This is a genomic window from Mycobacterium sp. NTMscope_MAC_269, from assembly GCF_976985695.1.
The window spans coordinates 4,047,767-4,060,424 of record NZ_OZ335668.1; the positions used below are offsets into that span (position 1 = coordinate 4,047,767).

General features: G+C 69.9%; 12 protein-coding genes. 4 read left to right on the forward strand and 8 right to left on the reverse strand.

From position 1 onward, the window contains the following. Positions 1–46: 46 nt before the first annotated feature. From ACZ50Z_RS19115 to hemL, 7 genes are all read right to left on the reverse strand, one after another. Positions 47–1,345, reverse strand: a complete 1,299-nt coding sequence (locus ACZ50Z_RS19115; protein WP_464484939.1) for a MinD/ParA family ATP-binding protein — start codon at positions 1,343–1,345, stop codon at positions 47–49. A 73-nt stretch (positions 1,346–1,418) separates the two neighbouring features. Next, entirely contained in the window at positions 1,419–2,396 is a 978-nt protein-coding gene (gene ccsB, locus ACZ50Z_RS19120; protein ID WP_464484940.1) for a c-type cytochrome biogenesis protein CcsB, read from the reverse strand. Continuing rightward, positions 2,393–3,994: a cytochrome c biogenesis protein ResB gene (locus ACZ50Z_RS19125; protein WP_464486314.1), complete on the reverse strand. Its 1,602-nt coding sequence runs from the start codon at positions 3,992–3,994 to the stop codon at positions 2,393–2,395. Before ACZ50Z_RS19125 ends, ccsB begins: the two co-directional genes overlap by 4 nt. A 47-nt stretch (positions 3,995–4,041) precedes the next feature. Beyond that, the gene (locus tag ACZ50Z_RS19130) at positions 4,042–4,833 is read right to left on the reverse strand and encodes a cytochrome c biogenesis CcdA family protein (RefSeq protein ID WP_464484941.1); all 792 of its coding nucleotides are present in this window, start codon (positions 4,831–4,833) and stop codon (positions 4,042–4,044) included. Next, the gene (locus tag ACZ50Z_RS19135) at positions 4,830–5,423 is read right to left on the reverse strand and encodes a TlpA disulfide reductase family protein (protein WP_464486315.1); all 594 of its coding nucleotides are present in this window, start codon (positions 5,421–5,423) and stop codon (positions 4,830–4,832) included. The genes ACZ50Z_RS19130 and ACZ50Z_RS19135 overlap by 4 nt, the downstream gene beginning before the upstream one ends. 49 nt (positions 5,424–5,472) lie before the next feature. Next, positions 5,473–6,081 carry a histidine phosphatase family protein gene (locus tag ACZ50Z_RS19140; RefSeq protein WP_464484942.1) on the reverse strand — a complete coding sequence of 203 codons (609 nt, stop codon included), beginning with the start codon at positions 6,079–6,081 and terminating at the stop codon, positions 5,473–5,475. Next, a complete protein-coding gene (hemL, locus tag ACZ50Z_RS19145; protein ID WP_464484943.1) occupies positions 6,081–7,430 on the reverse strand; it encodes a glutamate-1-semialdehyde 2,1-aminomutase in 1,350 nt (449 codons plus the stop codon). Before hemL ends, ACZ50Z_RS19140 begins: the two co-directional genes overlap by 1 nt. Positions 7,431–7,531: 101 nt before the next feature. Between hemL and ACZ50Z_RS19150 the strand changes: the two genes are divergently transcribed. The 3 genes from ACZ50Z_RS19150 to ACZ50Z_RS19160 are packed head-to-tail and all read left to right on the forward strand — an operon-like array spanning position 7,532 to position 10,034. Next, positions 7,532–7,927: a nitroreductase family deazaflavin-dependent oxidoreductase gene (locus ACZ50Z_RS19150; protein ID WP_464484944.1), complete on the forward strand. Its 396-nt coding sequence runs from the start codon at positions 7,532–7,534 to the stop codon at positions 7,925–7,927. Between the two features lie 11 nt (positions 7,928–7,938). Beyond that, entirely contained in the window at positions 7,939–9,120 is a 1,182-nt protein-coding gene (locus tag ACZ50Z_RS19155) for an enolase C-terminal domain-like protein (protein ID WP_464484945.1), read from the forward strand. After that, positions 9,117–10,034: a ketopantoate reductase family protein gene (locus ACZ50Z_RS19160; RefSeq protein ID WP_464484946.1), complete on the forward strand. Its 918-nt coding sequence runs from the start codon at positions 9,117–9,119 to the stop codon at positions 10,032–10,034. Before ACZ50Z_RS19155 ends, ACZ50Z_RS19160 begins: the two co-directional genes overlap by 4 nt. A gap of 75 nt (positions 10,035–10,109) precedes the next feature. On the opposite strand, the gene ACZ50Z_RS19165 is transcribed toward ACZ50Z_RS19160, so the two are convergent. Then, a complete protein-coding gene (locus tag ACZ50Z_RS19165; protein WP_464484947.1) occupies positions 10,110–11,480 on the reverse strand; it encodes an amino acid permease in 1,371 nt (456 codons plus the stop codon). 273 nt (positions 11,481–11,753) lie between these two features. On the opposite strand from ACZ50Z_RS19165, the gene ACZ50Z_RS19170 reads away from it, so the two are divergent. Further along, positions 11,754–12,617 (forward strand): alpha/beta hydrolase, encoded by an 864-nt coding sequence (locus ACZ50Z_RS19170; RefSeq protein WP_464484948.1) that lies wholly within the window; start codon positions 11,754–11,756, stop codon positions 12,615–12,617. Positions 12,618–12,658 lie beyond the last annotated feature (41 nt).

A 12,658-nucleotide genomic window follows, 5' to 3' on the forward strand; every position in this document is an offset into this window, starting at 1 on the left:
TATAGCTAGCGCGATGGCGGCGGCCCGCTGCGCCCGGCCCGCCGCGCTAGCCCAGGACGCCCGGGTTGCGCTGGTCGCCGGGGAAGCCGTCGGCGACGATGGCGGCCAGCTCGGTGAGTGCCTCGCGGGTCGGCCGGCGCAACCGCTCCAGATCGATCTCGGCGCCCTCCTCCAGGTGCGGGTCGAACGGCACCAGCTGGACCGCGCGGCAACGCCGCGAGAAGTGCTCGATCACCTTGTTCATGTCGACCTTGCCGGGGCGCGGGCGCACCCCGTTGATGACCGCGATCGAATTGCGGACCAGGTCTTCGTGCCCGTGGGCGTCCAGCCAGTCCAGCGTGGCCGACGCGCTGCGCGCGCCGTCGATGGAGGCCGAGCTGACCACGACCAGGGCGTCGGCCTTGTCCAGCACCGACGTCATCACCGAGTGCAACAGGCCGGGACCGCAGTCGGTGAGCACCAGGCCGTAGAACCGTTCCAGGATGTCCAGGATCCGCCCGTAGTCCTCGGCGCTGAACGCTTCCGAGATGGCGGGATCGGTCTCCGAGGCGAGCACCTCCAGACCGCTGGGGCCCTTCGAGGTGTAGCGGCGCACGTCGCTGTAGCGCTCGATGGTCCCCGCGTCGTGCAGCAGCTGACGCACCGTCGCGGCCGTCTCCAGCGGGATCTTCTGGCTCAGCGTGCCGCGGTCGGGGTTGGCGTCCACGGCCACCACTCGGTCACCGCGGATGGAGGCGAAGGTGGCGCCCAGCGTCGCGGCGATCGTCGTCTTGCCGACGCCGCCCTTCAGCGACAAAAACGCCACCCGATACGAGCCCCGCAACGGCCGATTCACCTGCGCGACCAGATTGTTGTAGCGGCTGGCGCGTGGGCTTTCGCCCAGGTTGATCAGCCCGCCGGACATCTTGTAGAGCAGCAGGCGCCACCCGTCGGACGGCGGCGGCTGGACCGGCCGCAACAACATGCCGGTGGACAACTCCGGATACGGCGTGTGCGGCAGGTGCTCGGGACGATGCGGCGCCCCCTGGATCTGGGTGGGCGGGGCGTCCGGCCCGGCGTAGTAGGCGCCGTAGGCCGTCGGGTCCACGCGCGGGATGCCGGTCACCGGGGTGGAGTCCCACGGCGGCATGGCGCCGGGCCGGGGCGCGGTGGGCGGGGCCGCCTCCTGGTGCTCGGAGCCGGGGCCGCGGCGTTCGGTCCGAAATCCGGCGAAGGCGCGGGTCGGGGCTTCGGCACCTGAGCCGCCCGACTCCGGCTGCGGTTCGGCCGCCGATGACGTCTGTGGGGGAATTTGCGTGGTTGGTTGTTCGGGGGCCCCCACGCCCGCCGTTGGATGCTCGGACACTGCATTCCCCCTTGTTGTGCGCTTTGTCGTGCGCTATTTCGTTGTGTGCGTTATTCGGGGCGGTTGTTCGCTCTCACCCGACGCCCGCATAAGAATGCAGGCCGACAGTCACCAGATTAACGAAGAACAAATTGAAGACCATCGCCACAAATCCCGCGACGTTGATCCAGGCGGCTTTGCGGTCCCGCCATCCGGCGGTCGACCTGGCGTGCAGGTAGGCGGCGTAAATCACCCACGCGACGAAGGACACGGTCTCTTTCGGGTCCCAGCCCCAATACCTGCCCCAGGCTTCTTCGGCCCAGATGGCCCCGAAAATGACCCCGAATCCGAAGACCGGGAACGCGAAGATCGTGGTCCGGTAGGCGATGCGGTCCAGGGTTTCCGCGTCCGGGAAGCGCCGCACCAGCCGCGCCACGGCGCTCTGGGTGCCGGGCTCCCCCAATCGCGACGTGCGCAACAGGAACAGGATGCTGGCGATTCCGGCGACCAGGAACACCCCGGATCCCAGGCTGACGACCGACACGTGGATGGGCAGCCAGTAGGACTGCAGCGCGGGCATCACCGGCGCGGCGTTGGTGTAGAGCCAGCGCCCGGACACCGTGAGCAGGATCAGCACCGGCAGCAGCAGAAAGACCCACAGCGGGCGGTATTGGGGCCGGCGCAGCACGACCGCCCCGGCGATCAATCCGCACAGGCAGGTCAGGTTGATGAATTCGTACATGTTGCCCCACGGCACCCGCACCGTGGCCAGGCCGCGCAGCACCAGGCAGGCGAACAGCAGGCCGATGCCCAGGTACACCACGGACAACCCGGCCCGCCCGACACGCTCGTCGATCGGACGCCCGGGCGCTTCCTCGACCACGCCCGGGGTGGCGGAGTCGGCGCCGACCGCACCGGCCAGCACCCGATCGCGATGCTCCGCGCGGCGCCCGCCGGCATACGCCAGCTCGAAGGCCAGCAGCAGCAGCGCGATGACCAGCGCGACGACGGCCGACGTGAACGCCCAGTCCGAGTAGCGCGCCAGCTCGACGTTGACGTGCAGCGTGTTCATGTGACGTCCACCTGAGAACTCCTTTGGGACGCGGGGGGCGTCTCGGCGCGGCCGGCCTCGCCCAGTCCGTTTAACATCCGCTCGGTCAATCGCTCGAACTCGTCGCCCCACCCGGAGTTGTCGGTGCGCGCCAGCCCGCCCAGCTCGACGTTCACCGTACCGGGTGCCCCGCCGGCGTCGGGCGTCAGACGGACCCACACCCGGCGGCGGCGCACCAGCAGCGACACCAACAGGCCGCCCATCATCGTGATCGCGAACACCAGCACCCAGGTCTGGCCCGGGTCATGGGAGACCTGCAGGTTGACGAACGGCACGGCGCCGACGAAACGGATCACGGTGCCCGCCGCCGGCCCCTGGTCGATCCGGACCGCCTGGCCCGCGCGCAGGTTGACCCGCTTCTCCTTGGTCAACCGGCCCTGCTCGATCAGCCGGGGATCCAGGGTGAACAGCGACTGGGGGCGTCCGGTGTCCAGGCCGGTGTCGCCGCGGTAGATGTCGACGGCCACCGCGGGGGCGTTCAGGGCCGGGAACCGCGACGACAGCAGCGTGCCGTCCAGCTGCTCGGTCGGGGCCAGCAGACCCTGGATCGCGATCTGATGCTGGCGGCGCTCCGCGGCAGTGGGATAGCTGCCGGCCGGCGGATCGATGCGGGCCACGCCCGACGAGAGCAGGGTCTGCGGATTGTCGGGTCGCCATTGCACGGTCGAGGTGCGGACCTGCCCGTCGGGGAACGTGACGCTGAACGTGGGCGCATAGCCGTGCCCCTGCAGGTACACCCGGTCACCGCCGAGCCGCAGCGGGTGGTTGACCTCCAGCCGGTAATGCCGCCAGGTGTCGGCGGCCAGGTCCTCGCCGGACTGGTAGGCGATGTTCGCCGCGAACGAGGTGGCCTGCCCCGAGGGCAGGTAGTGGGCCACGAAGTCGTCGACCCGGATGCACAGCGGGTGCAGCGAGGTGCCGTCGACGGTGTTGCCGGCCCGGAACGAGTCGAACGCGGCCGGCGACGCGGAACAGAAGCCGGGGCCGCCGTCGGCGATGACGATCACGTTGCCCTCGTAGCCGAACAGCTTGCCGACGGCCACCGCGGCCAGCAGGCCCAGCAGCGAGAAGTGAAAGACGATGTTGCCGAATTCGCGCAGGTAGCCCTTTTCCGCCGACACCTCCACGGCTTCCGAGGCGGCCGCGTCGTCGTCGTCGTGGCGGATGGCGGTGCGCCAGCCGCGCAGCCGTTCGGTGATCGCGTTCGCCAGGGTGTTGAGTTCCTCGGCGCCGGCCTGGATCTGGTGGCTGGCGTGCTTGGGCAGCCGGGCGAGGTTGCGCGGGGCGGCGACGGGGATGGACCGCAGGCTGCGGACGTGCTCGATCATCCGTGGGGTGAGGCAGCCGACCAGGGACACGAACAGCAGCACGTAGATGGCGGTGAACCAGAAGCTGGAGAACACGTTGAAGGCCTGCAACCGGTCGAGCCAGGGCCCGATCACCGGGTGGGCTTTGAGGTAGTCGTCGACCTTGCCGGCGTTGAGGCTGCGCTGCGGCACCAGCGCGCCGGGGATCGCGCCCAGCGCGAGCAGGAACAGCAGCACCAGCGCGGTGCCCATCGAGGTCAGCGCGCGCCAGGTGTTGCGCGTCCAGGCGAGGAGCTGCCTCAAATCGGGAGCCTCACGTCGGACACGAACGCGTCGCGCAGCCAGGAGATGAAGTCGTTCCACACGCCGGTGACCAGCAGGGCGCCGACGGTGATCAGCAGCAGGCCGCCGAACACCTGGATGGCCCGGGTGTGGCGGCGCAGCCAGGACAGGCCTGCCACCGCTCCCGCCGAGCCGAATGCCAACAGCACGAACGGGATTCCCAGGCCCAGGCAGTACGCGATCACCAGCACGATCCCGCGCGCCACGCTGGCGCCGTCGGTGGCCGAGGCGACGGTGATCACGCCGGCCAGCGTCGGCCCCAGGCACGGCGTCCAGCCCAACGCGAATACCGCGCCCAGCACCGGGGCCCCGGCGACCGTGGTCAGCTGCCGCGGGCTGAAGCGAGCCTGGCGCTGCAAGGCCGGGATGAGCCCGACGAACACCAGCCCCATCACGATGGTCAGCACACCGCCGGCCCGCTGCAGCAGCAGCTGGTTGGTGATCAGCGTGGTCGTCATGCCGAGCACGGCAACGGTGCCCAGGACGAACACCGTGGTGAACCCGGCGACGAACAGCGCCGCCGAACCGGCGACCCGCCAGCGCGCGCCCGGCGGGGCTTTGACTGGGCTTTGGCCGGCGCCGGCGCCGTCCAACTCGTCGACGCCCACGACGGCGGCCAGGTACGAGAGGTACCCGGGCACCAGCGGCACCACGCAGGGCGAGGCGAACGACACCAGCCCGGCCAACAGGCACGCGCCCAGCGCCACCAGGAGTGGTCCGGCGGCGGCTATCTGGGTGAAGCCGGTCATTCCCGGGCCAATCGCTGCACCACCGGCTGCAGGTCGGCCGCCAGCATTTCGCGCAGGAAGACCGCCGCGACGCGGTGCTGGCGGTCCAGCACCAGCGTGGACGGGATCACGGTGGTGGGGTACCTGCCGCCGAACGCGATCAGGGTGCGCATGGCCGGGTCGTAGATCGACGGAAACGTGACATGGCGGTCGTTGACGAAGTCCAGCGCCGCCTGCCGGTTGTTGTCGCGGACGTCGATGCCGAGAAAGGACACGCCGGCCCCGCGGGTGGCGTCATACACCTGCTGCAGCTGGGTGACCTCGGCGCGACACGGCCCGCACCACTGCCCCCAGATGTTGATGACCACAACCCGGCCGGCGAAGATCGGGTCGTCCAGCGACATCGTGTGGGCGGGGTCGGCGAGGTCGGGGCCCGACAGCGGGCCGGGGCGGCCCCGGCTGGACGGCGGATCGTAGTAGATGTCGGTCTTGCCCCCGGGCGAGACGAATTCGAAGGTGCCGCCCTGGGCGACCGCGTCATGGCCGGAGGAGCAGCCGGCGAGCAGGCTCGTCAGCAGGGCCCCGGCCATCGCCCGTCGCCACGGGGCCATCATGGCGCCGCTCCTCCTCATCGCTTCGCTCTGCATCGTCGCGACGCGGTCATGGAGCCGCCGGCTCGGAGTACTCGACGCCGGCCAGCCGGTCGCCGTCGTAGACCAGGGTCGTCACCGACGCCAGGCCGCATTGGCGGCGCCGCGGGTCGTGCCACATCCGCTGACCGGTCAGGTGCAGGCGCAGCGTCCACACCGGCAGCTGGTGGCTCACGCACACCACCTCGTGGCCGGCGCCACGGGCGCGGGCCTTGTCCACGCCGGTCTCCATGCGCGCCGCGATCTCGGCATAGGGCTCGCCCCAGGACGGCCGGAACGGGTTGCGCAGCTGCCACCACACCCGCGGGTCGCGCCAGGCGCCGTCGCCGGGGCTGACGCGGCGGCCCTGAAAGAAGTTGGCGGACTCGATCAGGTCCGGGTCGCTGTCGACGGGGAGGCCGTGCTCGGCGGCGATGGGCGCGGCGGTTTCCTGGGCGCGCTGCAGGGGCGAAGCGATCACCGCGACGATGTCGCGGCCCGCGAGCGCGCCGGCCACCGCGGCCGCCTGCTCCCGGCCCGTCTCGGACAGGTGAAACCCGGGCAGCCGCCCGTAGAGGATGCCGCTCGGGTTGTACACCTCGCCGTGCCGCACGACGTGTACCCGGGTTTGTTCGGCCATCAGAATGTCCCCTCCTCGGCTTCGGCGGCGGCCCGCGCCGCGGCCGGCAGGGCGTCGGCGATCCGGTCGAAGGCGCCGTCGTCCAGCGCGGTCGAGACGAACCACGCCTCGAAGGCGCTGCACGGCGGGTAGACAGCCGCGTCCAGCAGCGCATGAAAGAACGGTGGATAGCGCCACGTCTGGCTGGCCCGGGCGGCGGCGAAGTCCGTGATCGGCGTTTCCGAGAAGAACACGCTGAGCATGTTGCCGGCACGCGGAATCTGGTGTGCCACACCGGCGTTCGTCAGGGCTTCGGAGAAGAGCCCGGCCAGGCGATCCGCGTTGGCGTCCAGCGCGGCGTAGGCGGCGGCGTCGGCGTTGCGCAGGGTCGCCAACCCGGCGGCCATCGCGACGGGGTTTCCCGACAGGGTGCCGGCCTGATACACCGGGCCCAGCGGCGCCAGCCGCTCCATCACCTCGGCCCGCCCGCCGAAGGCGGCGGCGGGCAAGCCGCCGCTCATCACCTTCCCGAAGGTGAACAGGTCGGCGTCGACGGGATCGATTCCGTACCAACCGCTTCGGCTGACCCGGAAACCCGTCATCACCTCGTCGATGATCAGCAGAGCGCCGTGTTCGGCGGTGATCGCCCGCAGCGCCGCGTTGTAACCGGCCGCGGGGGGAACCACCCCCATGTTGCCGGGGCTGGCTTCGGTGATCACCGCGGCGATCTCGTCGCCGAACCGGGCGAACGTCTGGCGTACGGCGTCGATGTCGTTGTAGGGCAACACAATAGTGTCGGCCGCCGTCGCCCCGGTGACGCCCGGCGAGGACGGCAGACCCAGGGTGGCCACCCCGGAGCCCGCGTCGGCGAGCAGAGCGTCGACATGGCCGTGGTAGCAGCCGGAGAACTTGACGACCTTGGCCCGGCCGGTGAAGCCGCGGGCCAGGCGCACCGCGCTCATGGTGGCCTCGGTGCCGGAGTTGACCAGCCGGATCCGTTCCACCGGCGCCACCCGCCCGATCATCTCGGCGGCCAGCTCGCTCTCCGCCGGGGTGGGCGCCCCGAACGACAGGCCCGAGGCGGCGGCCGTGGCGACGGCGTCGACCACGGCGGGGTGGGCGTGGCCCAGGATCATCGGGCCCCACGAGCAGACCAGGTCCACGTAGCGGTTGCCGTCGGCGTCGGTCAGCCAGCACCCGCGGGCCTGCGTGATGAACGGCGGCGTCCCGCCCACCGCCGTGAACGCGCGAACGGGAGAATTCACCCCACCGGGAATGACGGCGCAGGCGTCCTCGAACAGCCGCGCCGACGCCGCCGTGGCCCGGGGGTTCCCGGTGGCGTGCGCGGTCGCCCGATCACTGCTTCCCATGCCGACCAGTGTCCCAGCCTTCGCGGACCGTTCAACTACAGGGTGTAGCAGGACGGGTATCGGGGTTGTCCTGGCCCGGCGCCTGCGAGTTGGATAAGGGGATGCAGCTCCCACAAGGACTTGCCCGGTTCAACCGTCACGTCACCAACCCGATTCAGCGGATGTGGGCCGGCTGGCTCCCGTCGTTCGGGATCGTGGAGCACGTCGGGCGGCGCTCCGGCAAGCCGTATCGCACACCAATCAACGTGTTCAGCACCGAGGTCAACGGCAAACCCGGGGTGGCGATCCTGCTCACCTACGGCCCCGACCGGGATTGGCTGAAGAACCTGACCGCGGCGGGCGGCGGGCGCCTGCGCAGCCGGGGCAAGACCGTGGAGATCGCCGATCCGCACGTGGTCACCAAGGCGGAAGCGGCCGCGTACGTGACGCCCGGGGTGCGACGGGTTTTCGCCAGGCTGCCGTTCGAGCAAGCGGTGTTGCTCACCCTGGCGTCCTGACACCGCGGGCGATGCGGATCGAGGCGATCGTCGAGCGGGCGGTCGGCCTCGACAGCGGTGGGCGCGGCGGGCCCGCCAACGCGGTGGTCAACTTCTCCGCCCATACCGTCTCGCTGGTCGCGGTGATCACCGATGTGATCCGGCGCGGGCGGCCCGTGGCCGGCGTGGCGTTCAACTCGATCGGGCGGTTCGCCCAGAGCGGGATCCTGCGCGACCGGATGATCCCGCGGGTGCTGGCCGCGCCCCCCGACTCGCTGCTGGATGCGTCCGGGTTCCTCGACCCTGCCGCGGTCGTGGCCCGCGCGCTGACCGACGAGAAACCCGGCGGCCACGGGGACCGGGCGGCCGCGGCAGGAGCGCTGGAACTGGCGTGCTGGGACCTGAACGCCAAACTGCGCGACGAGCCCGCGTGCGTGACCATCGCCCGCCACGCCGGGCGAGAACCCGCGCCGGCGGTGCCGGTGTATGCCGCCGGCGGCTACTACTACGCGCAGGGCGGCGCCGATCAGCTGCGCCGCGAAATGCGCGGGTACCTCGACCTGGGCTATGACGCGGTCAAGATGAAGATCGGCGGCGCCGCGCTCGGCGAGGACCTGACGCGCATCGAGGCCGTCATCGACACCGTCGCCGACGCGGGCCGGGTCGCCGTCGACGCGAACGGCCGCTTCGACCGGAACGAGGCCACCCGCTGGGCGGCCGCGCTGGCCCCCTACGGCCTGCGCTGGTACGAGGAGCCGGGCGACCCGTTGGACTACGCGCTGCACCACGCGGTGACGGACTGCTACGACGGCGTGGTGGCCACCGGCGAAAACCTGTTCTCGGTGCCGGACGTGACCAACCTGGTCCGCTACGGGGGTATGCGGCCCAATCATGATGTCTTCCAGATGGATCCGGGCCTGAGCTACGGACTGGGCGAGTACTTGCGGATGCTCGGCGTCCTGGAAGACCGGGGTTTCGATCGCCGCTTCGCCTTCCCGCACGGCGGGCACCTGATCAACCTGCACGTCGCCGCTGGGCTCGGCCTGGGCGGGTGTGAGGCCTATCCCGGAGTGTTCGCGCCGTTCGGCGGCTATTCGGAGGCCTGCGTGGTGTCGGACGGTCGCATCGCGCCGACGGACGCAGCCGGGTTCGGGCTCGAACAGCAGGCCGGCCTGGCCGACCTGATCGCGGAGCTGACTGGAGGGCCAGGATGAAGATCGCGGTGATCGGTTGCGGAGCAATGGGTTCCATCTATGCCGCCAGGCTGGCGGGCGCGGGTAACGACGTGCTGGCCATCGACCGCCACGAGCCCAGCATCGAACAGATCAGCCGCGAGGGCCTGCGGGTCACCGGCCCGGGCTATGACCGCGTGGTGGCGCTGCGGGCGAGCACCACCGCTCCGGACGAGCCGATGGATTTGATCGTGCTGGCGGTCAAGGCGGCCGACGTGAGTGTTGGTGCGCGGCAAGCCCTTCCGATGCTCGGCGCCGCCACCCCGGTGCTGACCATCCAGAACGGGTTGGGGTCGGCGGAGGTCGTCGCGGGCATCGTCGGCGCCGAGCGGGTCGCCGTCGGGATCGCCAGCGGGTTCGGCGCATCTCGCGTGGCCCCGGGTCGCGTGCATCACAACGCCATGCGCGCTATGCGCTTCGGCGCGTATTCGTCGCTGCCGCATGCGACGGTCGAAGCGATCGCGCGGGCCTGGGCCGACGCCGGGTTCGACGCCGCCGCGGTCACCGACATCGCTGCCATGCAATGGGAGAAGCTCATCTGCAATGCCGCCTACAGCGCGCCGTGCGCGCTGACCGGCATGACCGTCGGCCAGGTGATGGACGACCCGGAGATGGGGCCGGTCAGCCAGGCCGCCGCGACCGAAGCCTGGACCGTCGCCCGCGCGTCGGGCATCGCGGTCGCCGTCACCGACCCCGTCGCCCACGTTCGCGCCTTCGGCGCGCAGATGCCGGACGCCAAACCGTCGGCCCTGCTGGACCACGAAGCCCGCCGGGTCAGCGAGATCGACGTTATCAACGGCGCGGTGCCACGCCAGGGCGCTCGGGTGGGCGTGGCGGCGCCGGTGAACGCGACGCTGACCGCCGTGATCAAGGCGACCGAACGGCGGTGGGGCTGATTTCGCCGGGCTTTCGCCGTCACAGGGTCACGGCGGCCTCGGCCAGGCCCGACATGTGAGTTAATAGCTTATGCGCTAGCGCTTTTCAGTTAGCCGTACCCCGCTGCTGAGCCGAGCGCGGCCGCGCGTGACGAAGTAGATGCCGATCACCATCGCCCAGGACAGCAGGCTGAGGCAGAGCTGGCTGCGCGCCGTGCGATCGAAGGCCATCTGCACCAGCACCGCAGTGATTCCGGTCAGGGTGATCAGTGACAGCACCGGGAAGAACCACATCTTCACCGTCAGTTTTTCCGCGGGCGTGCGGCGGCGCAGGACGATCTGCGACAGCGCGATCAGCCAGTAGACGAACAAGATGACGGCGCCAGATGAGTTGAGCAGGAACAGGAATACCGTGTGGGGTGCGACCCACGCCATGATGACGCACACGAATCCGACGGCCGACGAACACAGGATCGCGAGGTGGGGAACGCCGCGGCCGCTCAGTTTGACCAACCGCATCGGCGCCTCGCCGCGATCGGCGAGCACGAACAGCATGCGCGACGCCGTGTACAGCCCGGAGTTCAAACAGGACAGCACCGCGGTGAGCACGACCGCATTCATCACCTGATCCGCTCCAGGCAGTCCCATGTGCTTGAGCGCGGCCACATACGGCGAGGCGCCGCGTTGCACGGAGTCCCACGGCAGGATCACCACGAGCAGAAAGACCGAACCGACGAAGAAGATCCCGATGCGCGCCACGACCGATCTGGTCGCTTTTTGGACCGCGAGCTCGGGGTCGCGGCTTTCCGCCGCGGCGACGGTGACGATCTCGGCGCCCACCATCGAAAAGATCACCACCACGATGGCGGCGAACACCGCGCCCACGCCGTGGGGAAAGAATCCGCCGTGTGAGTGCAGATTGGCCAGTCCCCCGTGGTGGCCGGGCAGCACACCCAGGACGTACGCCGCGCCGACGGCAAGGAAGACGGCGATGGCCGCGACTTTGATTCCGGCGAACCAGAATTCGAACTCGCCGAACGACGTCACGGAGAAGAGGTTGGTCGCGGTCATCAAGACCATCAGACCCAGCGACAACAACCACAGGGGTGCGTGAAGCCAGTAGGTGAGGACTTTTCCGCCGGCGACCGCCTCGAAGCCCACCACGATCACCCAGAAGTACCAATACAGCCAGGCGACCGAAAACCCCGCCCAGCGACCCAGAGCTTTGGCCGCGTAGTCGGCGAACGATCCCGTCGACGGGTTCGCGGCCGCCATCTCGCCGAGCATCCGCATGACCAGGACGACGAGCAGGCCGCACAGGGCGTAGGTCAAAAATGCGGCCGGCCCGGTGTCTTTGATCACGACACCCGACCCGACGAACAAGCCGGCACCGATCACGCCACCGAGGGCGATCATGCTGAGTTGGCGTTGCGATAGCCCTTGGCGCAGTTGCGAAGTGCCGGCCATGGTTAACCACAGCACATCGGGCGCCGCGACACCAGCCCAGCGGCATTTTCGAGATCGCATCCCCTCTGGGACCGGGTCTCGCGCTGCGCCAGAAGGCAATACGATCGCAACGTTTCCGGTGGTGGCAACCGTCATCGCCGCCGCTACGATGTGAACCGGTCTGGCGCGAAAGATCACCGCTTCGTGACCGAAAGGTCACGCCAGATCACACAATGCTTCCAATACGGCGTGGCTCGGCGGGTAATCCCCGCTTCGGGCGGCATCATTGCGATCATGCCTGACCTCACACGCCGGGCGGTGCTCCGGATGGGCGCCGGTGCCAGCCTCGGAGCCGCCGGCGTGTTCGCCTTCAGCTCGCTGCTGGCTCCGGAGACGTCGCGCGCCGCGACGCTGCCGCAAGCGCCGGCCCCGTTCGAGCCGCCGGCGGCGGGCAGCACCCTGCCGAACAGGCTCACCGGGTCCTTCGTGTCGGCGGCCCGCGGGGGCATCAAGACCAACTATGTGATCGCGATGCCGCCCGGCCAGACCAAGATGCTGCGGCCGGTGATCGCGCTGCACGGTGTGGACGGCGACGCCAACCAGATGATCGACATGGGCGTCCCCGACGGGCTGGCCCGGCTGGCCAAAGACGGCAAGCCGCCGTTCGCGGTCGTCGGCGTCGACGGCGGCAACACCTATTGGCACAAAAGGACTTCCGGCGAGGACTCCGGCGCGATGGTGCTCGACGAGCTGCTGCCCATGCTGTCCACGATGGGTTTCGACACCTCCCGGGTCGGCTTCATGGGGTGGTCGATGGGCGGCTACGGGGCGCTTCGCCTGGGCGCCAAGCTGGGACCATCACGGACCGCCGGCATCTGCGCGATCAGCCCGGCCCTGTATACCTCCTACGCGACGAGCGCCCCGGGCGCCTTCGACAGCAACGAGGACTTCGTGCAGAACAGCGTGATGGGTCAACCGGCGCTGAATTCGATTCCGCTGCGGGTGGATTGCGGCAACTTCGACCGCTTCTACTTCGCCACAAAGCAATTCGTCTACCAGTTGAAGACGCAGCCAGCGGGCAGCTTCTCGCTCGGCGGTCACGACGTCGCCTATTGGCGCAGCCAACTACCCGGCGAACTGGCCTGGATGGCGACCTGAGCCCACGATGACACTTCGGGAGGAATCAGTCGCCGGCAGCC

What these genes read in the sequence shown, in the direction of transcription:
- ccsB (WP_464484940.1), bottom strand. Translation starts at nt 2,396, where the DNA reads ATGAACACGCTGCACGTCAACGTCGAGCTGGCGCGCTACTCGGACTGG.
- ACZ50Z_RS19125 (WP_464486314.1), bottom strand. Translation starts at nt 3,994, where the DNA reads ATGGGCACCGCGCTGGTGCTGCTGTTCCTGCTCGCGCTGGGCGCGATC.
- ACZ50Z_RS19130 (WP_464484941.1), bottom strand. Translation starts at nt 4,833, where the DNA reads ATGACCGGCTTCACCCAGATAGCCGCCGCCGGACCACTCCTGGTGGCG.
- ACZ50Z_RS19135 (WP_464486315.1), bottom strand. Translation starts at nt 5,423, where the DNA reads ATGGCCCCGTGGCGACGGGCGATGGCCGGGGCCCTGCTGACGAGCCTG.
- ACZ50Z_RS19140 (WP_464484942.1), bottom strand. Translation starts at nt 6,081, where the DNA reads ATGGCCGAACAAACCCGGGTACACGTCGTGCGGCACGGCGAGGTGTAC.
- hemL (WP_464484943.1), bottom strand. Translation starts at nt 7,430, where the DNA reads ATGGGAAGCAGTGATCGGGCGACCGCGCACGCCACCGGGAACCCCCGG.
- ACZ50Z_RS19150 (WP_464484944.1), top strand. Translation starts at nt 7,532, where the DNA reads ATGCAGCTCCCACAAGGACTTGCCCGGTTCAACCGTCACGTCACCAAC.
- ACZ50Z_RS19155 (WP_464484945.1), top strand. Translation starts at nt 7,939, where the DNA reads ATGCGGATCGAGGCGATCGTCGAGCGGGCGGTCGGCCTCGACAGCGGT.
- ACZ50Z_RS19160 (WP_464484946.1), top strand. Translation starts at nt 9,117, where the DNA reads ATGAAGATCGCGGTGATCGGTTGCGGAGCAATGGGTTCCATCTATGCC.
- ACZ50Z_RS19165 (WP_464484947.1), bottom strand. Translation starts at nt 11,480, where the DNA reads ATGGCCGGCACTTCGCAACTGCGCCAAGGGCTATCGCAACGCCAACTC.
- ACZ50Z_RS19170 (WP_464484948.1), top strand. Translation starts at nt 11,754, where the DNA reads ATGCCTGACCTCACACGCCGGGCGGTGCTCCGGATGGGCGCCGGTGCC.